General features: G+C 38.0%; 22 protein-coding genes. 7 read left to right on the top strand and 15 right to left on the bottom strand.

Annotated elements, in window-relative coordinates; all coding sequences use genetic code 11:
- On the bottom strand, nt 1-1,638 hold the full coding sequence (locus tag AN213_RS06215; RefSeq protein WP_054562196.1) for an L-aspartate oxidase: 1,638 nt from the start codon (nt 1,636-1,638) through the stop codon (nt 1-3).
- Between the two features lie 145 nt (nt 1,639-1,783).
- On the opposite strand from AN213_RS06215, the gene AN213_RS06210 reads away from it, so the two are divergent.
- The 7 genes from AN213_RS06210 to AN213_RS06180 all read left to right on the top strand — a co-directional run bounded on the left by AN213_RS06210 (nt 1,784) and on the right by AN213_RS06180 (nt 8,184).
- Nucleotides 1,784-2,536 (top strand): phosphosulfolactate synthase, encoded by a 753-nt coding sequence (locus AN213_RS06210; RefSeq protein ID WP_054562197.1) that lies wholly within the window; start codon nt 1,784-1,786, stop codon nt 2,534-2,536.
- Nucleotides 2,537-2,598: 62 nt separating this feature from the next.
- On the top strand, nt 2,599-3,291 hold the full coding sequence (locus AN213_RS06205) for a phosphoadenylyl-sulfate reductase (protein WP_054562198.1): 693 nt from the start codon (nt 2,599-2,601) through the stop codon (nt 3,289-3,291).
- A gap of 14 nt (nt 3,292-3,305) precedes the next feature.
- Nucleotides 3,306-3,995, top strand: a complete 690-nt coding sequence (pseF, locus tag AN213_RS06200) for a pseudaminic acid cytidylyltransferase (protein ID WP_054562199.1) — start codon at nt 3,306-3,308, stop codon at nt 3,993-3,995.
- Complete coding sequence (locus AN213_RS06195) at nt 3,995-4,954, top strand: hypothetical protein (RefSeq protein ID WP_055197950.1); 960 nt, start codon at nt 3,995-3,997, stop codon at nt 4,952-4,954. Before pseF ends, AN213_RS06195 begins: the two co-directional genes overlap by 1 nt.
- Entirely contained in the window at nt 4,951-5,844 is an 894-nt protein-coding gene (locus tag AN213_RS06190; protein WP_055197949.1) for a DapH/DapD/GlmU-related protein, read from the top strand. The genes AN213_RS06195 and AN213_RS06190 overlap by 4 nt, the downstream gene beginning before the upstream one ends.
- A 4-nt stretch (nt 5,845-5,848) precedes the next feature.
- Nucleotides 5,849-6,904, top strand: coding sequence for a pseudaminic acid synthase (pseI, locus tag AN213_RS06185; RefSeq protein ID WP_055197947.1), 1,056 nt, complete (start codon nt 5,849-5,851; stop codon nt 6,902-6,904).
- Nucleotides 6,883-8,184, top strand: a complete 1,302-nt coding sequence (locus AN213_RS06180; RefSeq protein ID WP_054562203.1) for a DUF4910 domain-containing protein — start codon at nt 6,883-6,885, stop codon at nt 8,182-8,184. Before pseI ends, AN213_RS06180 begins: the two co-directional genes overlap by 22 nt.
- Before the next feature lie 17 nt (nt 8,185-8,201).
- On the opposite strand, the gene AN213_RS06175 is transcribed toward AN213_RS06180, so the two are convergent.
- From AN213_RS06175 to flgG, 14 genes are all read right to left on the bottom strand, one after another.
- A complete protein-coding gene (locus AN213_RS06175) occupies nt 8,202-10,280 on the bottom strand; it encodes a 6-hydroxymethylpterin diphosphokinase MptE-like protein (RefSeq protein ID WP_054562204.1) in 2,079 nt (692 codons plus the stop codon).
- 7 nt (nt 10,281-10,287) lie between these two features.
- A complete protein-coding gene (locus tag AN213_RS06170; RefSeq protein WP_055197945.1) occupies nt 10,288-10,584 on the bottom strand; it encodes a hypothetical protein in 297 nt (98 codons plus the stop codon).
- The gene (fliS, locus tag AN213_RS06165; protein ID WP_054562206.1) at nt 10,574-11,002 is read right to left on the bottom strand and encodes a flagellar export chaperone FliS; all 429 of its coding nucleotides are present in this window, start codon (nt 11,000-11,002) and stop codon (nt 10,574-10,576) included. The genes AN213_RS06170 and fliS overlap by 11 nt, the downstream gene beginning before the upstream one ends.
- 39 nt (nt 11,003-11,041) lie before the next feature.
- Nucleotides 11,042-12,448 carry a flagellar filament capping protein FliD gene (gene fliD, locus AN213_RS06160; protein ID WP_054562207.1) on the bottom strand — a complete coding sequence of 469 codons (1,407 nt, stop codon included), beginning with the start codon at nt 12,446-12,448 and terminating at the stop codon, nt 11,042-11,044.
- 27 nt (nt 12,449-12,475) lie between these two features.
- Nucleotides 12,476-12,892, bottom strand: a complete 417-nt coding sequence (locus AN213_RS06155) for a flagellar protein FlaG (protein WP_054562208.1) — start codon at nt 12,890-12,892, stop codon at nt 12,476-12,478.
- Between the two features lie 79 nt (nt 12,893-12,971).
- Nucleotides 12,972-13,934, bottom strand: coding sequence for a flagellin (locus tag AN213_RS06150; protein WP_054562209.1), 963 nt, complete (start codon nt 13,932-13,934; stop codon nt 12,972-12,974).
- A 162-nt stretch (nt 13,935-14,096) separates the two neighbouring features.
- Nucleotides 14,097-15,062: a flagellin gene (locus AN213_RS06145; RefSeq protein ID WP_054562210.1), complete on the bottom strand. Its 966-nt coding sequence runs from the start codon at nt 15,060-15,062 to the stop codon at nt 14,097-14,099.
- Between the two features lie 429 nt (nt 15,063-15,491).
- Nucleotides 15,492-16,454, bottom strand: coding sequence for a flagellin (locus tag AN213_RS06140; protein WP_054562211.1), 963 nt, complete (start codon nt 16,452-16,454; stop codon nt 15,492-15,494).
- Nucleotides 16,455-16,801: 347 nt separating this feature from the next.
- Nucleotides 16,802-18,034 carry a flagellar hook-associated protein FlgL gene (flgL, locus tag AN213_RS06135; protein ID WP_055197943.1) on the bottom strand — a complete coding sequence of 411 codons (1,233 nt, stop codon included), beginning with the start codon at nt 18,032-18,034 and terminating at the stop codon, nt 16,802-16,804.
- A gap of 2 nt (nt 18,035-18,036) precedes the next feature.
- Nucleotides 18,037-20,046, bottom strand: a complete 2,010-nt coding sequence (flgK, locus tag AN213_RS06130) for a flagellar hook-associated protein FlgK (protein ID WP_054562213.1) — start codon at nt 20,044-20,046, stop codon at nt 18,037-18,039.
- A 13-nt stretch (nt 20,047-20,059) separates the two neighbouring features.
- A complete protein-coding gene (flgJ, locus tag AN213_RS06125) occupies nt 20,060-21,028 on the bottom strand; it encodes a flagellar assembly peptidoglycan hydrolase FlgJ (protein ID WP_054562214.1) in 969 nt (322 codons plus the stop codon).
- 194 nt (nt 21,029-21,222) lie between these two features.
- Nucleotides 21,223-22,317: a flagellar basal body P-ring protein FlgI gene (locus tag AN213_RS06120; RefSeq protein ID WP_054562215.1), complete on the bottom strand. Its 1,095-nt coding sequence runs from the start codon at nt 22,315-22,317 to the stop codon at nt 21,223-21,225.
- Nucleotides 22,318-22,329: 12 nt separating this feature from the next.
- Nucleotides 22,330-23,013, bottom strand: coding sequence for a flagellar basal body L-ring protein FlgH (gene flgH, locus AN213_RS06115; protein WP_054562216.1), 684 nt, complete (start codon nt 23,011-23,013; stop codon nt 22,330-22,332).
- A 15-nt stretch (nt 23,014-23,028) separates the two neighbouring features.
- Nucleotides 23,029-23,817, bottom strand: coding sequence for a flagellar basal-body rod protein FlgG (gene flgG, locus AN213_RS06110; protein WP_054553306.1), 789 nt, complete (start codon nt 23,815-23,817; stop codon nt 23,029-23,031).
- Between the last annotated feature and the right edge of the window lie 15 nt (nt 23,818-23,832).

Raw genomic sequence — 23,832 nt, 5'->3', positions numbered from 1 at the left:
TTATGAAATCCTAATTAACTCACATGCCATTCCACCTGACTCGTGTTTATAGGTTAGTGTTGCCATTTCAAAAAAATTGCCTTCTGATGGGAAGTCATCACGATAATGGGCTCCTCTTGATTCAGGCCTACAAAGAGCCGCGCGACATATAGCCTCTGAGATTAAAAGCATATTTTTAAGTTCAATATATTGTTTTATTTGCTGATTATAAAAATGAGTGCGGTCGCTGATTTTTATATCTAAATACCTTTGATTCAAGTCGGCTAATATTTTCAACTGCTCTTTCAACCCATTTTCATTTCTTATTACTCCAACGTTTTGAGACATTGTCGTTTTCAAAGTACTCAGAATTTCTCCCATCGTTTCTTTGCTATCCCCAAACGGAAAAGTGAACTCCTTGAAAGAGGCACTTTGGTAATTGGCCTTTTTTTGGAGCTTTGCAGCATTTTGTCCAGCGAGACGACCAAAGACAACCACTTCAAGCAATGAATTCCCACCGATCCGGTTTGCACCATGTACACCATTACAAGCTGCTTCACCCGCAACAAATAAGCCATTTATTATATCGCCCATATAGTTAAGAACTTGACCATTAATATTACAACTAACCCCCCCCATTAAATAATGAGCTGAAGGTATTATAGAAATTTTATCCTTAGTTACATCAGCATTAAGGTAAGTAGCCGCTATCAAAGAAGCTTCCTTCAAAGCAAACTTTTTTTCCTCTGGAATATTTGTTAAGTCAAGATAGAGCTCAGAGCCTGGGTGATTACTTAATTCTTTTGCAATTGCTATAGACACTTTATCTCTACCAGCCAACTCCTTTTTCTCTGGATAGTAACGTGACATAACATTGTCATTTGAAATTGAGACTATTTTACCACCAGCACCAAGTACAGGTTCAGGTATTTGTATACCACTATTTCGTAAACCCAAAGGGTGGAACTGAACAAATTCCATATGCCTTAAAGCAGCACCAGCATTGAATGCGAGGGACAGACCATCACCAGTTGTAGAAACAGCATTTGTATTATATTTATAGCTATTCAAACCTCCTCCAGTTGACAATACCACTGAATTAGCAAAAATCTTGAATAGCTGAGTATTCCGCAAGTGTAAAACTTGAGCGCCAATAACTTGACGACTTTCTTGGATTAACTCTACAGCCATCATCTGATCTAGTAAGGTGATCTGTTCATTCTTTTTTATTTGCTTGATTAAAGCGACCATAATCGCAAGCCCGGTCCTATCTTTACTAAAGCAAGCTCTGGGAATATTAGAACCTCCGAAGGCTTTGTTTTTGTAGTGCCCTGACTCATCTTTACTAAACTGCACACCTAATTTTTCTAACCAATGAAGATTTTCAGGAGCAGACTCGCACATATACTCAATACAATCTTTACTAGCAACTCCTCTACCCGCATTAAGACAGTCATTTATATGAGCAAAAGCATCGGGTTCATTTATGGCAACATTTACTCCTCCTCTGGCACTGACAGAGTGAGAGTGTAGAGGCGGAATCTTTGATATTAAAATTACTTTCTTACCTGCATAAGCGGCCTCTAACGCAGCGCAACAACCAGCAATGCCTGCACCGATAACTAAAACTTCAGCATTAAGTGATGTTAATTTACTCAACTAAGCTCCTAGATATCAAATCAGTTAAAAAATAAGTATTTTTGCTAAAACCTAATCTATTATGAAGTAAAATAAAACAAACAGATACAGTAATTCAGGCATAGATAATGCTTAAGTTATCATATATTTTAAAAAAGGATTAGATATGAAACTCATCGACCAAAGACCAACTAAACCGCGCCAAACAGGTAAAACTAATGTGCTTGATAAGGGGTTGGGTTTAGAGCAGCTCAAAATGCAATTAGAAGCCTGCGGTGAATTCATAGATGTTATCAAGCTTGGCTGGGGAACATCATTAGTCACTCCCAATTTAGAAGCAAAATTAGATTTAATAAAATCTCATGGTATAGAACCTTGCCTTGGTGGTACCTTATTCGAATATTGTTACTTAACTAATAAAGTGGATGAATACATCGATTTTCTTAAACAACATAAATTATCTTTAATTGAAATATCTGACGGTACAATTTCAATCCCACAAAAAGAAAAAAACGAACTAATTAGCCGCTTTGCAAAAGACTTTACTGTGCTTTCTGAAGTGGGCAGTAAAGATGATAAGGTGGTTGTGTCTCCATCAAAATGGGTAGAGCAAATAAAAAGTGAAATTAATGCTGGGGCAAAAAGTATAATTTTAGAAGGAAGAGAAAGTGGAACAGCTGGCTTATATCGAGGTGATGGCGAAATAAGAATGGGATTAGTAGAGGAAGTAATGGAATCAGGTGTTGAAATCGACAAATTAATCTTTGAAGCTCCCAAAAAAGCCCACCAAGTTTTCATGATTAAGCAATATGGCCGTGATGTAAATATGGGAAATATTGCATATGAAGATGTTATCTCTCTAGAAACACTTAGACTAGGATTGCGCTCTGATACTTTGTGCTCAATTCATCTCAAATAAATATTTCTAAACTTCGGCCGATATAATTAGAGGTAATTTAATTCTGTAGTGATGGAGTTATGATGTTGGATACAAATATAGATATCGACTTAATCAATAAACGCATGGTTAGCTGGACAGCTAGCCAACGTATAGGTTGGGCTCTAACAAACTTACCTAAACAACATATCGTAAGTACTAGTTTCGGTGCCCAAGCTGCTGTTATGCTTCATTTAATGACATTACATAAGCCTGATATTTTAGTTGTTTTTATTGATACAGGTTACCTATTTGATGAGACAATTGAATTTTCAAAACATCTAACATCTACACTTAACTTAAATTTGAAAACATTTAGGCCATTACTTGATAGAGAAAAGTACGAAAAAAAATTTGGAAAAGTTTGGGAAAATGGTTTAGAAGGCTTGGAACTTTACAATCAAAACCGGAAAGTCGAGCCCATGCAACGTGCATTAAATGATTTACATGCAGCAACATGGTTCTCCGGGATAAGGAAGGAACAGTCACCCACACGTGACCAAAAAAAGTTCATTGAATTATCAAATAATCGATACAAAGTGTCTCCTATTTTAGATTGGACCTCTAAAGATATTGATAGCTACATAAAAGATAACTCTCTAGATTACAACCCTCTTTGGCATAAGGGATATGTTTCAATCGGTGATACTCACACTACTAAATCAATATATGAAGTAGAGAGCATAGAACAAACACGTTTTTTTGGATTAAAGCGTGAGTGTGGCTTACACGAATAACGACTGGACAATAAATGAAAATAGCGATCATTCCTGCCCGTGGTGGGAGTAAGAGAATACCCAAAAAAAATATTAAGCTGTTCTGCGGTAAACCTATTATCGGGTACGCAATAACAACAGCTATCAGCAGTGGTTTATTTGACAAGGTGGTTGTATCTACTGACTGTTTTGAAATAGCTGAAATAGCAAAGCAATTTGGTGCTGAGGTTCCCTTCATGCGTGACCCTGCACTCGCTGATGATTTCGCTCCTACCAGAGAGGTAGTTCAAGATGCCTTAAACTTTTTTGAGCAAACACAAAGCATTGATTACATTTGCTGTATTTACCCAACTACTCCATTTATAAATCCAGAACAGCTGATAAATTCATTCAATATGCTCAATCAGTCAAACAAGAAAAATGCTTGCTTCAGCGCTACTGAATTTCATTACAGCCCATATAGGGGGTTTACCCAGACAGAAAACGGACTTGAGCTTTTATTTCCTCAACACGTCAGCAACAGATCGCAAGATTTACAAAAAGCTTACCATGATGCTGGACAATTTTATTGGTACAAAACAATCAACGATAAGGAAATTAAAAAAGTAATAGATTCATCTGACGCACTAATACATATATTACCTCACTATTTAGTTCATGATATAGATACTCAAGATGATTGGGTTAGAGCTGAATTGTATTATAAAGCAATGAAACAGAATTAATGGCTATTGGATTTAACTTTGATGCTAACTCAAGTGTTGGTTATGGGCACCTTAATCGATGCAATGAAATTGCTAAAGAACTAAAAAAAAGAAAACAAAAAACCATTGCAATTGTCGGAAAAAATTTCAATAACTCATTTATAGATCTACACTTTGATGAGGTCATAAAAATAAATAATAGCTTTTCAGATGCTGGTGAAATTGCGCAAATATGTATTGAAAAGAGTATTCCCAAACTTTTAATTGATCATTATCAATGTGATGTGATCTTCCAAGAAACTCTAACTTCCTATGGGATTGTATTTGGTCAATATGATTTTAAGTGTGAAGGAAGTTATTTAGGTAAATTTGTAATAAATATAAACCCTTGTGCGAATAAAGACTGGTACAACAAGGCGGTACTAAATAGAGAAACCAAGCTGCTTTGCGGCGCTAAATTTGCCATCATAAACCCTAATTTGGTTACTAAACCTTTAGAGGGTGAGGGTGTATTTGTTTGCATGGGCGGCGGTAATGATAATGGTGTTGCCGCCAGCATAATCGACCAAGTTAATAGGGTATACAAAGGTGAGATTCACCTTGTTGCGTCATCCTTATCTAGCTCAATTCCTTTAGTTGAGAAACTAAACAACGCTAACATTACAACTCATGTCGACTTAAGTGATTATTCAGAAGTAATAAAACGCTGTCATTATGCTATTGTTTCTGCAGGCACCTTAAGCTATGAAATGGCATATATTGGTATACCATTTAGTTGTGGTTACTTCGCTGAGAATCAAATAAAAATAGCTAACTCTTGGCAACAATCAGGCTTAGCACATAGTTTAGGTTGTCTAACAAACAAAATAAGTGGGCAACCCTTCAAGGAACTTCTGAATAACATTTCTCTTAAAAAACCACGAAAGCCACTTATAGATGGGTTAGCAGCAAAAAGAATAGCAGAGGTATTGCTTACATGACCAAAATCCCTTTAAACGAACTTTTATCTGTATTTGATGATATTAAAACACAGAATATTCATAGTGACATTCAAGCAAAATGTACAGATTTTTGTTGGGGAACAGGAGATGAATGCATCGTACTCGCAGCAAATAAAAAATACTTCCAACAAGCTATAAACAATAGCAATGTGGTTTGCATAATTGCTCCTGAAGTAATCATTCAGACTGATAAAGCGGTGATAACAACTAATAGATTCGATGATCTATTTCATTACATTCATAATACTTACTTCTCAACAAAAGAATTAATAACCCACTATGTGAGCCCAACAGCTTCAATTAGTGAAAATGCTGTTATTTGCCCTCCTGTTCACATTGGTCATAATACAACCATTTGTTCAGGAGCATATATTGGAAAAAACACGGTGTTAAATGATGATGCATACATAGCCCAAAACTGCACTATTAGCACCGAAGGAATGCTTGCGAAGTCAATAAATGGCATAAAAAAGCATATTACTCATTATGGTTCAGTCATTATTGGTAAAGGATGCTACATACATGCAAATTCAAACATTTCAAAAGGATTGTTTTACTCGGGAAAAACACTTATCGGTGATTATTGCCACATAGGAATTGGCGTAAACATTGCTCATGATGTTGTTATCGGACAATCCACAGAAATTAGTGGTAACTCAAATATTGCTGGTAGATCAACGATAGGAAGTGATGTGTGGATTGGCGCCAATTGTACGATATCAAACTGGGTTAAAATTGGAGATAAAGCAAAGGTTAGAATTGGTTCAACTGTTGTATGTGATATACCCGAAAAAGCTGATGTTTCGGGTAACTTTGCAATAAAACACACTATTAACCTCAGAAAATTCATAGAAGACCAGGCAAACTAACACTATGTTTAATAAATCAATTGTAATAGATAATTTCAACATTCAAAACCACTCGAAACCTTATTTAATTGCAGAGATATCAGGTAATCATGACAATGAGATTGATCGTGCTAAGAAGTTAATATTAGCAGCGAAAGAAAATGGTTTTGATGCTGTAAAAATTCAATACTTTACTGCTAATGATATGACATTGGATATCAGTGAAGGTGACTTCATTGTAAAAAGTGGTTTGTGGAAAGACCGTAGCTTGTTTGAACTTTATGAACAAGGCGCAACCCCTAAGGAGTGGCTCCCCATTTTATTTGATTATGCGAAAGAGATAGGTATCACTCTATTTTCTTCCGTATTTTCTCATGAGGGACTTTGTATTTTAGAAGAGTTAGGCTGCCCTGCATACAAAATTGCTTCTTTTGAAGCAATGGACCTAGATTTAATTGAGGCGGCTGCTAAAACGCAAAAACCTGTGATTATTTCAACCGGTATCATAGATAAAGTTGGGATAGAAGAGGTATTAGACACATGTAAAAAAGTAAGGAATAGAAATATCGGTTTAATGCATTGTATAAGTAACTACCCTGCCCCTTATGACAAATTTAACTTAGCAACAATCACTGATATGCAACAAAGCTTTGATATCCCTATTGGGCTTTCTGACCATAGTACGGATGAAATATGTTCTCTTATTGCTATTGCCAACGGCGCTTCGATGATCGAAAAGCATATTACCGTGAGTCAAAAAGACGGAGCAATTGACTCTGAGTTTTCTTTACCTATTTCCCTAATGAAAGAATTCACCGATAAATTACGAAACGGTTTCGCTACTATTGGTAAGGTTGACTACAGTAACTCGTCACCACGCAAAAACTTCCGGTCACTATATGCTGTTAAAGATATCCCAAAAGGACGACTTATCACTAGTGACATGATAAGAAGTATTCGTCCTGGCCATGGCCTCCCCCCAAAAAACAAAAACAAAGTATTAAAGTGCACAGCAAAACAAAATATTAATGCAGGAACCCCTTTAGATTGGAGTCTACTATGTCAAACTTTAAAGAATTAGACGGAAAAGCACTACATCAAATCGCAAAGGAGTTATTTCCTATTTGCAGAAGTATTACCGGTAATGGTGTTAGAAAGACTTTAGATATTATTGATGATTATATTGAAGGGTACTCATTAGTTAAGCATGAAGTACGTTCTGGTACCCAAGTATTTGATTGGACTGTTCCTAAAGAGTGGAGTATTGAAGAAGCGTGGATAAAAGATTCTAAAGGGAATACTGTAGTAGATTTTAAAGACTCAAATTTACATGTACTTGGCTACTCAACCCAAGTCGACAAAATAATCCCGCTTAATGAGCTACAAGAACATTTGCATTCATTGCCTGAACAGCCTGAAGCAATTCCTTACGTTACATCTTATTATGAGCCTCGATGGGGTTTTTGCATAACAGACAAACAAAGAAAGTCTCTAACTGAAGATGATTACCACGTATTCATTAACAGTCATCATTTTGATGGTTCTTTAACCTATGCAGAACTTCTTATCCCGGGTAAAAGTGAAAAGGAAATTTTAATATCTAGTTATGTTTGTCACCCCTCACTCGCAAATAATGAGCTTTCAGGCCCCCTTGTCTCTTTGGCTTTGATCAACTGGTTAGCAAAAAATGAGAATAACTTTTATAGTTATCGCTTTGTTTTCACAACGGAGACTATTGGCACAATCACCTATTTAAGCCGTAATTTAGAACATTTAAAAAGTAATATTGCTGCAGGCTTAGTTTTAACATGCATAGGGGATGACGGTGACTATTCAACTGTACAATCACGTTATGGTGATAACTTGAGTGACAAAGTCGTTCAAAAGGTATTAAGTGAAAACTATAAAAATGACGCAAAGATATACTCTTTTTTAAAAAGAGGAAGTGATGAACGCCAGTATTGTGCACCCAATATCGATTTACCAATTACTTCTATAATGAGGACAAAGTATGGAGTTTATCCTGAGTACCATACTTCATTAGATGACTTAACTTTTATGACCCCCTCTGGTTTAAAAGGTGGGCTAGACTTTGCCAAGAAGTGTGTTCAATTATTTGAAAAAAACCACAAGTACATTACAACTAAGTTATGTGAACCTAAATTAAGCAAATATAACTTATACCCAACTCTTAGCAAAAAAGGTTCATCAAATGTTGCGAGGAATCTTCTTAATGTTTTAGCTTACTGTGATGGAAAAAATGATGTTATAGACCTGGCTAACATTCTTGGAATCAGCACTGATGAGATTATAAACTTAATAAAGATTGCGTTAGAAAATAAATTAATAGAAGCGCTTTGAATAAAGCGCTTCTTTCTTTACTCCAGTCCCCAGTCACATGGCTTATCATAACTTTCAGGAAAATCAGCTTCAATCTCGTCTAAATACTCATTCCACATATCTAGACCCTCTTTAAACCAATTAAGTGTTAAATTATCATCCTCATAGCTATATAAAAGAGTTATCAATGGGCAATGATAATATAACAAAGAGCCTTTGAATAATTGAAAGTAGTAACTATAACGCCCCCCTCTCAAAGAATATACATACCTCGATTGACGCCGAAGAATATCTAAACAATCTTGGCGACTCGAAAAGCTAGATAGAGATATATCTTTTATGTTTTTTGCTATAGTAGAGAAAGCTTTTAAGTCAAGCATTTGATAATCATCATCCTTTACTGACTCACTGATAAACTGAGTATTTTTTATATATTCAACAACCTCGTTTTTATCTGTAGAAAGGCTAGGGATTAAGACTTCTTCTTCAGTTAATGGATAAGCTCCTTTTAGTTTTGCACCATGGCCAACATTGAAGTAATTAGAGTTTGGTTTATGTTTAATTAATAATTCCATTTGATTTTTAGAAACCATATAGAAATTATTTGCATAAACTATGTTCCCAAGATTCCCTTCGACTTCATGATCGTAACCGCTGTGAGGCTTAAACTGACGTTTTAAAGAAGAATCATTGTAAATAGAGTACTTAGAATGATGCTCCCCAGAACCTGTTATCGCATTATCCACACCAATTAAATAGATATTTTTGAACCCAAACGAACTAGCATAAGACAATGCTGTATTTGCAACTAAAGGGTTTGAATAGGGAATTATTTCTCTACGCAACAATCCATTCCCTATTCTAGCCAGAGCATAATAATCTGAACCTGCTTCGTTCCCCTTTATTGCAAGGCCTGTCCATTTATAAAGCTCAGGAGTATGTGAGTAGATAACATTAGTTGTTAATAAATTTAAATCGGAATAATCTTCTTTCTTTTGAGTCTCAAGCAAAATTTCATAATTACGTTTAGGACGCTCGATTAAAACATGAAAGTCTGGCTTTATACCCATTTTAAGCAGTGAACCTAAGGCGGTTCCTGCAGCCAAAATAATTGCATTATCTTTATTTTGTCTTAGTAATTCTTCCGCACTATCTAATGATGGTCCATTACCCACGACAAAAACAGGTATTTCAGCTACATCATCAGCTACAACATTATCACTTATCCAAAATGGCAAGTTACTATTCATATGTTTAATTGTATGAGCTATGCTAGTAACAGCATCATTGTAAAAACCAAAGCCGTTCTGAAATTGATAAAACTGCTTAAAGAAATTTGAAATTAATGAGTTTAATTCATTATTTGGGTAGTGTTGGTAGCAAAAGGTTTTAGATATTGAGAAAGCCCCAATATCTTGTACAACTTTGTAAAGTGAATCAAAGAAGTTTTCATAGCTAATTCCTAGATGTATAAATAAACAACCTAATGAATCATCTACTCTTTGAATAATTACATCCCACTCTATACAAAACAGGCTCGCAAAAAAAAGCTCAAAGTCAGGTTCCACGATGTGGATATAATCAAACTCAACCTTATTAAGCAAATACTCAAGGTGATATCCTAAACCAATGCCAAAAATCATTGCGCTAGGGAAGCGATCTGGCAGTCGTTTCAATGTATCAGGTTTTTGTTCTCTTATATTAGCTAGTAATTCACTAATTTTATTCATGTATTTAACATGAATGCGATTGTCTTTCTTCTTTTTTCTGAAGTCATATTTAACCGCACTAATAGCAGGTTTATTTAGGTTTCTTTCAACTTGTTCAACGCATTGGGTGTAAGGATTATCATTATATAAAGGTACTTTTTCGCCTTTTTTAACAAAATTTGCTTTAAGCTCTCGAGTTACATGTAAACAAAAGTCATCCCGAGTTTTATAGTTTTTAATCGCTTGCGCAATTTCAGGGTAGTATTTTTCAAAAGCAGTTACATTATTAGCAAACCGAATATTAGCTTGCTCTGCAAACTTCTCTTCATTTATCTGTTGCTGCAAAGAACTATCAAGTTTTTCTGCTAGCGATTCTATTTGCTGCTCTAAGCTCGATTCTTTAGTCATAAGGCTCTTATTTTATACTTTTATAAATGTCTAATTTTTTTTGAGTTTTGAGATGTGTGCCCAATGATTTTGCAGTATCTGCCTTCAAAGAAGCTACTTTCGTTATCAAGTTATTAAAATCATTTAAAATTGATTCAAGACGACTAACATCTGTATTTGACATATCAGATGATGCAAAGCATTGTTCCAGTAATTTTTCAATCTGTTTAGTATTTGCTACAGCCTCGTCAAAATGCATATTTTCAATATTTTTTAACAAAGAACAGAGGCAAATATCTAGTTTATCTAAGCGTTCAGCCAACATTAGCATCAACACCGTTTTCACTCAGTGTCTGCTGACGAATATCATTAGGAATTGAATCCCATGCTGATTTGATTTCTTTTAATAAGCTCGAAACTTCATCTATGATGGTAGGATCATTCTTAATGCTCGCATCAAGAAGGCGGTCTAGCATATATGAGTATAATGCATAGAGGTTTTCTGTAACCTCACCACCCACTTCAAAATCTAAGCATCCTCTTAATGCTTCAATAATTGCAGATGCCTTAGATAAATGCTCACTTTTAGCTTCAAGATGCTTTTTCTCAATTGCAACTTTTGCTAATACCATTTTTTCTAAAGCACCAGCCATTAACATTTGGATTATTTCATAACGATCAGCACCTGCAACTCGAGTTTTAAGTGCTTCTTTCTGATAATTTCTTACTTTTGCATTATACATAATTTACCTACAAATAATTGCTGAAGACATTAGCTACTACTAAGATTTTGATTTAGTAAACCCTGGTAAACTAGATAATTGAGCACTCAAGTAAGTTTGAGTCGATTGCATCTGAGCCAATAATACATCAAGACCTGAGTACTGTTTACGAAGCCTAGCTTCTAGCTCTGTCATACGGTATTCATGATTAGCGACATCATCTTCGAGATCATCTAACTGAGCGTTTAAGTTTGTTTCTCTTTGTTTAATTATACCGTTAGAGTCAACATAGTTTTCTAATAAAGTTTCAAATTGTGTAGCTAGTCCATTTTCACCTGCAAAAGCCTTGCCAATATCATCGTAGTTTTCGTCCATTGCTTCATTTAAACTACGAACTAGAGATGACTTTTCTAAATAACCATCCTTATCAACGCCTAAGCCAATATCAAATATACTTTCAAATGGACCTGCATCTGTTAAGTTAACAGATAAATTATTGACAAGCTGTGATTGTAAAGAGCGAATCGTTGCATCACCATTGAGTGGCTTACCCACTCTTGATTGAAAACCTAACTGCCCGATTACATTGTTATAATTCGCTATGAATTCATCTACGAGCTTAGTGACACTTTCACGATCAACTTGAACTGATAACTTTGCAGTTTCACCATCGACGCTTTCTCTTTTAGCTGTAATAGTCATGTCTTGAACAGCATCTTTAAACGTGTTGGTATCATTAGTAATAGTAATACCATCAACTTTTATCGAAGCGTCTTGAGCTTCATCACCAGATGCAATTGCAATACCACCAGCAGTAACACCATCGTTAGCAAGTGTCGAAACATTATCAAGTTCAGCAGTATCATTCGTAATTACTAAATCATTGCCAGTACCTGTAACAGATGAGGTTAGGACAAGCTTAGACTCTGTACCTGTATTTATAATATTGGCAGTTACGCCAAAGTTGTCATCTGAATCATTTATGGCATCGCGCAACTCAGCAAGAGTTGCACCTGCATCTAAGGTAATATCAAAATTTTTATCGCCTGCTGCAAACGATAAAGTACCACCTGATGCCGTAACCACATCATCAGTGGATGCAAAGAGGCCATCATTAGATGTTGCTCTACTACCTTGAGCAAGTTCTAATACTTCAATGTTGAAATCCCCAGGAGAAATATCTGAAGTTGGTGTTACTGATATCAGATCACCATCATCACTGGTAGGCTGTTTGATAGTTGCAGTTCTTTTGTTAAAGTTATCTGGATCAGCTAACTTCTCGATAGTGTCTTGCAACTTAGAAAGAGCAGATTTAATTTCACCTATCGCTGAAAGCTCTACCTGTAAAGACTCTTCTTTTGCAACAAATGCGTTCATTTTAGGAGTGTTTTCAGCACTTACGGTTGCTGAGATAATGCTCTCAAGATCTAAGCCAGAGCCAATTCCAGCTGAAGTAATTAACGGCATTTTAACCTCCTGAAAAATATTACACTTTTATGCTGAATGATTAAATAGCATACCTTTACTAGTTAATTTATCGGCAAATTCATCCAAAGCTTTAGCCACTTCTCGAAACTCTTCTGTGGGTATCTCACGGATCACCTCTTCACTTTCTTTATCGAGCACTTTAATGATCGGTGGTTCACCTAGCTCATCAAACTCAAAAATTAAGTTTGTCGAAGTTACCGGTATATATTTATTAAGCTTCTCGAGGTTTTCTTTTACCTCAGCAATCATATCTTGCTTTTCTTGACGCTTCTTGCTTGAAACTTCATCAATATTAACAGGTTCCCTACTAGCAATTTCTGTGCCTTTATTAAGCTTCTCTTCATCTAACACTGATTTTACAGAAACACTGTTTGAAGTATTAACATTATCTGAAGCCCTAGCTGCGGAATTAATATCTATCATTTCTCTCTCCAGCTGTTATCTGTTAAATTATAAGCCACTGTACTGAAAATTTCCTCTGTACAGTGACTTAAAACTTAGACTACCCTAGTAACGAAAGAGCTACTTGTGGGCGCTGATTTGCTTGACTTAAGATAGAGCTACTTGCTTGTTGTAAGATTTGCATCTTAGTCAAGTTAGCAGTTTCTGTTGCAAAGTCAGTATCTTGAATACGCGAACGTGCAGCTGTTAGGTTTTCAGCTATATTTGATTGATTTCGGATTGTTGATTGGAAACGATTTTGAACCGCACCTAATTCAGCGCGCTTTTTATCAACAACAGCGATCATTGCATCCATACCAGCTAATACTTGCTGCGCATTAACTTGTGAAGATACGCTAATAGTTGTTGCACCGAATGCAGAAAAGCCAACTGTTGCTGCGGTTAAACCTGTACCAACATCACTAATACCAGCAGCTAATGTTGACATGCCTTTTCCTGTCACACCTGAAGCAACTTGAGCGATGCCTGACATAGTAAAACCACCATTAGCAGTTAGTGAATTTGCTGTACCACCAACATTTTTCATGCTAAAGCTAATTGTTTGAACTGCATCAGCACCAACTTGGAAACTGGCATTATAAGTTCCATCAAGAAGGTTTTGACCACCGAACGTTGTATCTTCAGCCACTCGATTAACTTCTGAAGCTAATGATCGAATTTCTTCTTGAAGTGCTAAACGGTCTTCATCAGTATTCGAACCATTCGACGCTTGTTGTGCAAGCGTACGAATACGTTGGAACATTGATGTTACTTCGTCTAGTGCACCCTCAGCTGTTTGCGCAAGAGAAATACCATCGTTCGCATTTCGGTTACCTTGATTAAGGCCGTTAACTTGTCCTGTTAAACGGTTAGCGATTTGCATACCCGCAGCATCGTCTTTCGCACTATTAATGCGTAAGCCAGATGATAATCGCTGGAATGAAGTGTCTAAGGAGTTGCCAGATTTCATCAACTGACGCTGTGCGTTCAAAGAACTCACATTAGTATTTACATAGATAGCCATGTTAGCCTCCGCTTTATCATTTAATAGCTAAACAGCGGGATACCCCTACCCTGCTATTTAACCGACATAGAGTCCTAGATTGATAGTTCTCTAAATCAGTTATCGTCTGATAAAGCGAAAGCTTTAGCTTTATTTGTAAATTTTTTAACTATTTTTTAAATTTTAACCTTGTAATAAGCTTAATGCCGCTTGAGGTCTTTGATTTGCTTGACCTAAGATTGTTTGGCTTGCTTGCTGTAAAATTTGGTTTTTAGTCAAATTAGCCGTTTCAGCTGCGAAATCAGCATCTTTAATTCGTGATTTAGCAGCCGATAAGTTTTCTGAAATATTCGCTTGGTTACGAATAGTCGATTGAAAACGGTTTTGTACAGCACCCAATTCAGCACGCTTTTTATCTACTACAGCAATCATAGAATCCATAGCTGCGAGCACTTGCTGAGCATTTACTTGAGAAGATACACTTATTCCGCTTGCAGTAATATTGCTAAAACCTGCTGTAGCTGCGGTTAATCCAGTGCCTATATCACTAATACCTGCAACCAATGTAGACATTCCTTTTCCGCTCACGCCTGAAGCAATACCAGCTATACCCGACATAGTGAAACCACTATTTGCAGTTAGTGAGTTAGCTGTACTTCCAACATTTTTCATACTAAAGCCGATAGTCTGAACGGCATCAGCACCAATTTGAAAACTAGCGGAGTAACTCCCATCAAGTAAGTTTTGGCCACCAAATGTGGTATCTGCAGCAATACGGTTTACTTCAGCAGATAACTGACGAATCTCTTCTTGGAGAGCAAGTCTGTCTTCATCCGTATTTGAACCGTTTGCTGCTTGTTGTGCAAGGGTTCTAATTCGCTGAAAACTTGAAGTAATTTCTTCTAATGCCCCTTCAGCTGTTTGCGCAAGTGAAATACCATCGTTCGCATTTCGGTTACCTTGATTCAAACCTAGAATTTGTGATTGTAAACGGTCAGAAATTTGTAAACCGGCAGCATCATCAGCTGCGCTATTAATACGTAGGCCTGAAGATAGACGTTTAAACGAAGTATCTAAATCTGTACCTGTTCTATCCAACTGTCTTTGTGCATTTAATGCACTAACATTAGTATTTACATATAAAGCCATAATAAACTCTCTTCTTATCTGTCAAAGTAAAGTCACTTATTAAAAAGTGAATTTGACAAAGTGACCCTTACAGCGGCAAATCTAAGTCGCCTGGGGCAAAATACTGCCACTTTGCTGATTAGTTAATTAACTTGAAGTAATGAGAGCAATTAATAGGCCAACTATTAATTAAGATTAAAAAAGGAATAAAAAGGCTCCATTTAGGAGCCTTAAGAGAGATAAGTTTAAGAGTGGGTTTAATAACACAAATTATGGCATAATCTGTGCTTTATGTTTTATGTTCTTACAAATGTTAGAACACTACTGTCAGGATTTTGAGCGCCTCCGCTTTATAATCCTATCTTAGCGCCTTTGTTAATACCCCATTAGACAAAGGCGCTTTTCTTTAAGTCAAAGTTTTGACTTCACTTTGACTCAAATTCCCAACTATTAACCTAGTAAGCTTAATGCCGCTTGAGGACGTTGGTTAGCTTGACTCAAGATTGTTTGGCTAGCTTGTTGTAAGATTTGCATCTTAGTTAGGTTAGCTGTTTCAGTCGCGAAATCTGTATCTTTAATACGAGATTGAGCTGCACTTAAGTTTTCAGAGATATTAGCTTGGTTACGAATCGTTGACTGGAAACGATTTTGAACCGCACCTAGCTCTGCACGCTTTTTATCAACTACCGCAATCATAGCATCCATACCAGCCAAGATTTGTTGTGCATTAACCTGAGAAGACACACTGATTGTAGTTGCGCCGAAAGCTGAGAAACCAACAGTTGCAGCAGTCAAACCTGTACCTACATCACTAATTCCTGCAGCAAGAGTGGACATACCTTTACCTGTCACACCAGAAGCAACACCAGCAATACCTGACATAGTAAAACCACCGTTAGCAGAAAGCGTATTAGCTGTACCACCAACATCCTTCATGCTGAAGCCAATTGTTTGAACAGCATCAGCACCCACTTGGAAACTTGCTGAGTAAGAACCGTCAAGTAAATTTTGGCCACCGAAAGTAGTATCTTCAGCAACTCGGTTTACTTCTGATGCTAAAGAACGAATTTCTTCTTGAAGTGCCAAACGATCTTCATCAGTGTTTGAACCATTCGACGCTTGTTGCGCAAGGGTACGTATACGTTGGAACATTGACGTTACTTCGTCTAGTGCACCTTCAGCTGTTTGCGCTAAAGAGATACCGTCGTTCGCGTTACGGTTACCTTGATTAAGACCGTTAATTTGCGATGTTAAACGGTCAGAAATTTGTAGACCAGCCGCATCGTCAGCAGCGCTGTTGATACGGAAACCAGATGATAAACGCTTGAATGAAGTGTCAAGTGAGTTACCAGAATTCATTAATTGTCTTTGAGCGTTTAATGAACTAACATTTGTATTTACATAAAGTGCCATGATATTTCTCCCGAAGTAAACTTATCATTTACTCTCAAACTTACTCTAATTAAGCGGTAACTGTTGTTTGTTACTCTGCTTGGTTAATTAAGTTATCGGTCCGCTCAAAAAATCCTTTAGTGAATTTTTAAACAATTTTTAAAATTTTATTTAATGCACTGTATTTAAAAGAGAAATATTTTAGCTTTTTAACTAAACATGGCATCTGGTTACCTTGAAAGCCGCTATCACGATGTTTTACTAAAGATATAAATACTAAAAAGAGTGCTCTAAAAACGCTTTTAAAGTGTGAAGCTTAAGGAAGGTTTTGTAGGTTAAGTTTATTAAATAAGCTTAACCTACATAAATTATAAGTAATCAAATAATGAGAGGTTAGCCAAACGGCCAAATGTTGCCTGTGCAGCTTGCAGTGATGTTTCTTGTTTGGTGAGTTCAGTAATCGCTTCAGCCATATCAAGCTCAACAAGCTCAGCTTTTGCAGCTTTATTGCTAGTATCTAAGTCACCGTTTGATTGTTCGATTTTCTTGGCCGTATTTAAGCGACCACCCAAACCGGCCTGAACAAGTGAAACCTGATTTTTGGCATTATCGAGTTGTACGATGGCATCAGCTAAAACTTGATCAAACTCTTCTTGAGTTAAATCAGGATTGGTTAGTCCTGCTATCAGGTCATCCAAAGTATTTAACGCATTCTCTTTTTGTGGTGCTTCAAGGTCAACATCAACTTGGCCATTTGCAACAGGTGAAACAGAAATCTCCATACCTTGATATTCAATTTTACCGTTTTCAAAACTACCGCTGTCAATCGTTACACCAGCTTGCTGCACAACAAATGTATTAGGTGTGCCTGTGGTAGTAATAAAGCTTAGTGTATTGGCATTTGCGGCTGCGGCAGGGTCTGCGTTGTAATTTGCCTGATGGAATTTATCGAAATCAGCTTGCTCAGTAACATAAATTTTTGAGCTTGTGATACCGCCTGACACAGTGCCGTCGTTTGATGCCACATTTAGTCGAGCATTTACTTTTTCGAATGTATCAAAACCATTGTCACTTGATTTGATTTCTACACCTTCAGCCACTTTGATTTTGTGTTGCCCCTGATCGCCACCATATTCATAGCGACCAGAAGTACTATTAAAGGTGTAAGACGGAGTATTATCTTGGTAACCCGAAAAGATAAATTTACCGTCTTCGGTCTTTGCATTCATCAAATCAAGTACCGTACTTTGCAATGCTTTAACTTCTTCAGCAATACCTTCACGGTCGATATCACTATACGCACCATTACCAGCTTGAATAGATAAAGTATAAGCAGACTCAAGCGCACCTTTAATATTTTGCAGCACACCTTCTTCTGTTGTTAGGCGGCTATTCAGCATTGTAATGTTTTTTGTGAACTGTTCATTACCCTGAATGCGATCTGTATAAAGTAGTGCGCGAGCCGTAGCCGAAGGATCGTCAGCAGCAGTCAATACACGCTTTTGAGTATTAACCTGCTCTTGCGCTTTGTTTACATTTTGCTGTGAGTTAAGAATAGAGTTAAGGTTATTCTTATACATCATGTTATTTGAAATACGCATAATTACCTCGCCGCACTTAATAAGGTGTCAAAAATAGTACGTGCTGTTGAAAGGACCTGTGCTGATGCTGCATACGATTGTTGAAAGCGCAGTAAGTTTGCCGCTTCTTCATCAAGGTTTACACCTGATAGCGATTCATACCAAGCTTCAGACTGATCAGCCAATGCTGTAAAGGCCGCACCATTGGTTTGGGCTTGACTAGTCACTACACCAATATCAGTGACAATGCCTGAATAGGCTTGATTAAACGTTTTATGATTATCGGCTGTACTACTTGCTTCAACATTTTGACGCACTAGCTCACCATTTTGTAAATCGGCCAATAGCAAACCATTACGGTTATCATCAAAACCACCTGTGTTAAACTCTACTGTGAAGGTGTCACCTGTTGCAGGTGATCCTTCAATATTAAAGTCAAAGCCGTAGGTATCGTAAGGCGCCCCTGCTTGAGCAAGAATATTCTCAGCAGGTGGTGTAATGGTAAACGTCGATGTACCGTTACCATCTGTAATTTGATACTCGTTAGCATTCGCCGTTTTCACGAGTGTGATATCGCCATTCGCCAAACTCGGTGGGGGACCCACGGTAATACCCGTTGAGTTGTCAATATCGGACACTGTGCCAGCAGAAATACTTGCATCACTGGTATTATTGATATCGTTCGCAGTTCGAATAGGTGATGCTAACGCTAAATCTTCAGGACGTTCAGTTGCAAGCTCTAAGCTAGTTGCAGCCTGAGAGTTCAACTTAACCATAAATTGGTCACCAGTATTTGCAGCACCTGATACGTTGAGCTGTAAACCAAACGCTTCACCACCCGTAATAGTTGATGAGTCAATCACACCGGCAGTCACATTCGCTGTAGATGCGGTGCCAATGGGTTCACCTTTATTATCAATTGCCTGAATCTCAACAGTGGTTGCGCTTGTATAGGTCACAATAAAATCACTTGCTGGCAATTCGCTGCCTTTACCAGGTTCAAGGGTTGCCGTCATTGTTGATGTGCCCGTATTCGCTTGATAACCAAACGCATCTACCGTTGGAATAGCAAAAATATCGCCACCAATTTCACCATTAGCGTCCATACCTAAGCTATTTTGTTGGTTAAAGGCATCGGCTAATGCTAAGCCCATTTGACCAAGTTGGTTTTGCGCTGGAACTAAAATATCGTCACGAAATGCCAGTAAGCCACCAATTTTGCCTTTCAATTTACTCACATCAACTTCAAGCGGCACGGCTTTGCCACCGTTTATATCAAGTTTTAATTCTTTAAAGTTCGGATCAGGATCGCCACTGAATGAAAACAGGTTAAATGTGCCACTTTGCATGACAAGTGCTTGACCAGAGCCTAAATACACTTGTTTCTCGCCGTTATTACCATCGAGTGTTTCAATATCAATCAGCTCAGATAGATCACGAATTGCTTTATCACGTTCATTATATAAACCACTTGATACTGACTCACGATCAGTACCATGAACCGAAGCAATCTTGGTATTTAAATCACTGATATTTTGGATCAGGTTATTTGCTTCATCTGAAAAGATTTCTAGCTGCTCATTTACTACTGCTTTTTGGTCAACCACAATGCTCGATAACCTGTCCATTTGATCAATCAAATTTTGTGCATCCGTCATGACCAGTGAACGAGCTACTGTTGATGACGGTTGATTTAAGCTTTCTTGTACATTGTTAAAAAACGAATTTACGCTCGTTGATAAGCTGTTTGACTCTTCTGAAAACAAGCTATCTACACGGCTTGCTTCAGTTACAAACTGATCAAAAAACGCTTTATTAGAGGTATCTCTATTTAATTGCTTTTGTGCAAATTCATTTAGTAAGCGATACGTTTCACCACGGCCGACTTGGTTATCGATCATGGTTGTGAACTCAGTACGCTCACGCACATAGCCCTCGGTATTAACGTTGGCGATGTTTTTACTGGTGGTTTGTAAAAGCTCAGAGTTAGCTCTTACACCGGCATTTGCTATGTCATATAAGCTAAATGACATGAGGGTCTACTCCTTAACGTACCAATGAAGCAGCGACGCTTTGAAGCTCAACGCGCTTCAATACCTGCTTAATTTTATCGGCATAATTTGGATCAGTTGCATAGCCTGCTTTTTGTAACGAATCTAAAAAGGCTGCAGGCTCTGCGGTATTATTAAGTGCTTCTTGATAACGTGGGTTTTCATTTAAAAAATCCACAAAGTCGTTCACACTGTCTTTAATCGATTGATAAGAGCGAAAACTTGCTTGCTTTTTAACTGGCACACCTTGTTCAAACTCAAGCGTGACTTTGCTTGCTTTATCACCTTGCCAGCTCCTATCCGATTTAATATTGAATAAGTTGTTACTACTTGTGCCATCAGCTTTACTGATGATGTGTTTACCCCAGCCCGTTTCAAGTGCTGCTTGAGCAACCATCACAGCTGGGTTTAAGCCAATTTTTTCAGCCGCATTTTTAGCGTGCTCCCAAACAGAGCTAATGAAAGACTCAGCATCTTCAAAGCGGTTTTCTGATTGCTCGTTCGCTGATGTATCCTCGACAGCTTGTGGTTTAGCCTTAGCCTCAGTAGTGCTATTAAGGACACCGCTTGCGCGTTTATCACTATCAAAGTCAGCCGTCGTTCTTAGTACAGAACCTGGTGTAAACTCTTTACCGTCTGGCGAGAGCTGCTGAACAATCAAGTCAGCTAGGCCGAGCGAACCATTTGATGAAAGCTCAACCGACATTTGTTGGTCATGCATCTCTTCAAAAAATTTAACGCCGCTTGAATTAAATGGGCTGTCTTTATCTTCAAACGCTTCATTTGCTTTGCGCATGCTTTTAAGTAGCATCTGAGTGAAGATAGATTCAAATTGTGCCGCCGCTTTTTTCAGCGCCTCTTTTGACGCATCGCTAGAGGCATCACTTTTTAAGGCATTTTGACGTAATGAGTCTAAGTTGCCTAAATCAAAAAAGTTTTGCTTGTCGAGATGATTTGTATCCATCAGCTTTTTGACACAATAGTTAATAATGAAAATTAAAATGCAAAAATTGCGCCAATAAAAAACTTTATAAATGAATGGCTAATAACTGATACAGGAATGGAGTAACTTCAGAGCCAAGATTTTGGCTGATGTTTGTGTGCTAAATGATTTAAGAAATACTAAAACAAAAAACGCGCTCGAAAGCGCGTTTTAATTTAAATGATAACCAGTTGCCCGTTTATCGCCCCCGCTTCTTTTAAAGCTTCAAGGATTGCCATTAAATCACCCGGTGCGGCCCCAACTTCATTGATTGCACGCACGAGATCATCAAGATTAACACCCGGGTTAAATACAAAAGCACGTGAATCATCTTCGTTCACATCAATAATACTTTGATTGGTAACGGTAGTTTCACCATCACTTAAAGCATTTGGCTGTGACACATTTTGCTGCTCAGCAATGGTGACCGTTAAACCACCATGTGTAATCGCCGCTGGCTGTAGCTTCACGTTTTTGCCAATCACTATTGTGCCTGTGCGAGAGTTCACAATAATTTTTGCTGCTGTGTCTGCTGGCTTAAACTCTAAGTTTTCAAGTGTCGACAAATAAGCAACACGTTGAGAAGCATCACGCGGTGCTAACACTCGTACTGAAGCTGCATCGATTGCCTGAGCGCTGTCAGGACCCACTAAATCATTAATCGTTTGCTCTAAGCGTTTAGCCGTTGTGAAATCAGGACGATTTAAATTAAAGGTAATGTAGTCACCTTGCATAAACGGGCTCTTAATAGCACGTTCTACAATGGCACCGTTTGGAATACGACCCACTGTGGGTGTGTTAATAATTACACGGCTACCGTCTGCCCCTTCAGCACCTAGACCACCAACGACTAAGCTGCCTTGTGCAATCGCATAGGTATTGCCATCAACCCCTTTTAGGAAGGTTTGTAATAAAGTACCGCCACGTAAACTACCCGCACTACCAATAGATGAAACCGTAATATCAATGGTTTGACCGGGTTTTCTGAATGCCGGTAACTCTGCATGTACAGCCACAGCGGCAACATTTTTAATCTTAGGTTTTAAGCTATCAGGTAAGGTAATACCAAAACCATTCAGCATAGCTTTAAAGCTTTGTTGAGTAAATCGGCTTTGTTCACCTGTGCCGGGCAAACCGACAACCAAACCATAACCCACTAATTGGTTTGCGCGCACGCCCTCAACCATAGATACATCTTTGACTCGCTCAGCCTGTGCAGAAAACTGCAGGCTAATTAAGCAAAGAGCGATGATGTATTTAAACCCATTCATGACTTTATTCCTCTAAAATGGGAAAAGCGAACTACTAAAGAAACGAGACAGCCAACCTGCACTTTGCGTTTCTTGAATTTGCCCTTTACCTGAGTATTGAATTCGCGCATTAGCAATACGGTTTGATGTGACCGTGTTATCTGCTTGAACATCTTCAGGACGAACTAAACCTTCAAGGCGAATAAATTCTTCACCGGTGTTCAAAGTGAGCCATTTTTCACCGCGAATAACCAAATTTCCGTTCGGTAGAACACGCATCACATTGACAGATATATCACCAAATAAGCTATTTGATTGGTTAGACTTTGAATCACCTTTAAACGATGCCCCAGAACCAATACCAAACTGAATGCTATCACCGCCAATGTTAACTGGATTACCGCCAAGCCCAATAACAGGGTCTAAACTAGCGTCCGTTTCTTTGTCGGTTTCGGTTTTTGCCGCTTTGGTGGCTTGCGTTGATTCTTGCAATTTAACAGTGATGATATCACCCGCGCGCAATGCCTTTTTATCTGAGTACAAGTCATCTGCTGAATAACTATCAAACAACGAACCCGTTGGTACCATTGGCTCTGTTGTTGGCTCCGGATACATAGGCGCATAGTAAGGGTCATCCTGAACCACATGATGATTTTGCGTTGTCATACAACCACCCAGCATTAATGCTGCCGATGTGACTAAGATAATGTTACGCATGCTGCCTCCTACCCATTAAAGCTGTTGATTGATGTAACTAAGCATTTCATCAACCGCTGAAATCACTTTTGAATTCATTTCATAAATTCGTTGCGTTTCGATCAAGTTAACGAGTTCTTCTGTTACATTCACATTAGACGTTTCTAGTGAACCTTGAACCACAGTACCTAAACCATCGATACCTGGGTTCCCTTGCACAGGTGCGCCACTCACAGCAGTTTCTGTGTACAAGTTTTGCCCCATAGGTTCAAGACCCGATGGATTAATAAAGTCACTAATTGTTAGCTGACCAATGACCACGTTCTCTGCTTGCCCTGAAATACGTACCGACACTTCACCGTCTTGCGAAACAGTAATTGATTGTGCATCGTCTGGTACGTTCATTTCTGGCTGTAATGGAAAACCCGCACCAGAAGTTACAATGCGACCATCTTCGTCAGTGGTGAATTGACCATTACGTGAGTATGCAATGTTGCCATCTGGTAATTGCACTTCAAAAAAGCCAGGACCTGAGATCATCCAGTCCAATGAATTTTCTGTGGTAAGCATGTTACCTTGTGAAAAGTTCTTTTGGTTAGCAACCACTTTTGCACCGGCACCAAGCATTAAACCTGATGGCATTTCAGTGTCTTGAGATGAACGGCCACCTGGTTGATTGATGTTTTGATATAGTAAATCTTCAAATACGGCGCGGCTTTTTTTGTAACCGACCGTGCTGGCATTTGCGAGATTATTTGAGATCACCGAAATATCGGTTTGCTGGGCGTCAAGCCCGGTTTTACTGATCCATAATGCAGGATTCATAACTCTACCCTCTCA

It is taken from the genome of Pseudoalteromonas sp. P1-8, assembly GCF_001399985.1.
GTDB lineage: Bacteria > Pseudomonadota > Gammaproteobacteria > Enterobacterales > Alteromonadaceae > Pseudoalteromonas.
The sequence above is the reverse complement of the archived record's forward strand: the minus strand, read 5'-3'. Positions and strand labels throughout refer to the sequence as shown.

Bases quoted from the DNA above. Each gene is read 5' to 3' on its own strand.
- flgJ (WP_054562214.1), bottom strand. From the start codon at position 21,028: ATGGATACAAATCATCTCGACAAGCAAAACTTTTTTGATTTAGGCAAC.
- flgG (WP_054553306.1), bottom strand. From the start codon at position 23,817: ATGAATCCTGCATTATGGATCAGTAAAACCGGGCTTGACGCCCAGCAA.
- AN213_RS06155 (WP_054562208.1), bottom strand. From the start codon at position 12,892: ATGATAGATATTAATTCCGCAGCTAGGGCTTCAGATAATGTTAATACT.
- AN213_RS06195 (WP_055197950.1), top strand. From the start codon at position 3,995: ATGGCTATTGGATTTAACTTTGATGCTAACTCAAGTGTTGGTTATGGG.
- AN213_RS06180 (WP_054562203.1), top strand. From the start codon at position 6,883: ATGTCAAACTTTAAAGAATTAGACGGAAAAGCACTACATCAAATCGCA.
- flgK (WP_054562213.1), bottom strand. From the start codon at position 20,046: ATGTCATTTAGCTTATATGACATAGCAAATGCCGGTGTAAGAGCTAAC.
- pseF (WP_054562199.1), top strand. From the start codon at position 3,306: ATGAAAATAGCGATCATTCCTGCCCGTGGTGGGAGTAAGAGAATACCC.
- AN213_RS06175 (WP_054562204.1), bottom strand. From the start codon at position 10,280: ATGACTAAAGAATCGAGCTTAGAGCAGCAAATAGAATCGCTAGCAGAA.
- AN213_RS06150 (WP_054562209.1), bottom strand. From the start codon at position 13,934: ATGGCTATCTATGTAAATACTAATGTGAGTTCTTTGAACGCACAGCGT.
- fliS (WP_054562206.1), bottom strand. From the start codon at position 11,002: ATGTATAATGCAAAAGTAAGAAATTATCAGAAAGAAGCACTTAAAACT.
- AN213_RS06190 (WP_055197949.1), top strand. From the start codon at position 4,951: ATGACCAAAATCCCTTTAAACGAACTTTTATCTGTATTTGATGATATT.
- AN213_RS06145 (WP_054562210.1), bottom strand. From the start codon at position 15,062: ATGGCTTTATATGTAAATACTAATGTTAGTGCATTAAATGCACAAAGA.
- fliD (WP_054562207.1), bottom strand. From the start codon at position 12,448: ATGCCGTTAATTACTTCAGCTGGAATTGGCTCTGGCTTAGATCTTGAG.
- pseI (WP_055197947.1), top strand. From the start codon at position 5,849: ATGTTTAATAAATCAATTGTAATAGATAATTTCAACATTCAAAACCAC.
- AN213_RS06120 (WP_054562215.1), bottom strand. From the start codon at position 22,317: ATGAATGGGTTTAAATACATCATCGCTCTTTGCTTAATTAGCCTGCAG.
- flgL (WP_055197943.1), bottom strand. From the start codon at position 18,034: ATGCGTATTTCAAATAACATGATGTATAAGAATAACCTTAACTCTATT.
- AN213_RS06140 (WP_054562211.1), bottom strand. From the start codon at position 16,454: ATGGCACTTTATGTAAATACAAATGTTAGTTCATTAAACGCTCAAAGA.
- flgH (WP_054562216.1), bottom strand. From the start codon at position 23,013: ATGCGTAACATTATCTTAGTCACATCGGCAGCATTAATGCTGGGTGGT.
- AN213_RS06210 (WP_054562197.1), top strand. From the start codon at position 1,784: ATGAAACTCATCGACCAAAGACCAACTAAACCGCGCCAAACAGGTAAA.
- AN213_RS06205 (WP_054562198.1), top strand. From the start codon at position 2,599: ATGTTGGATACAAATATAGATATCGACTTAATCAATAAACGCATGGTT.
- AN213_RS06170 (WP_055197945.1), bottom strand. From the start codon at position 10,584: ATGTTGGCTGAACGCTTAGATAAACTAGATATTTGCCTCTGTTCTTTG.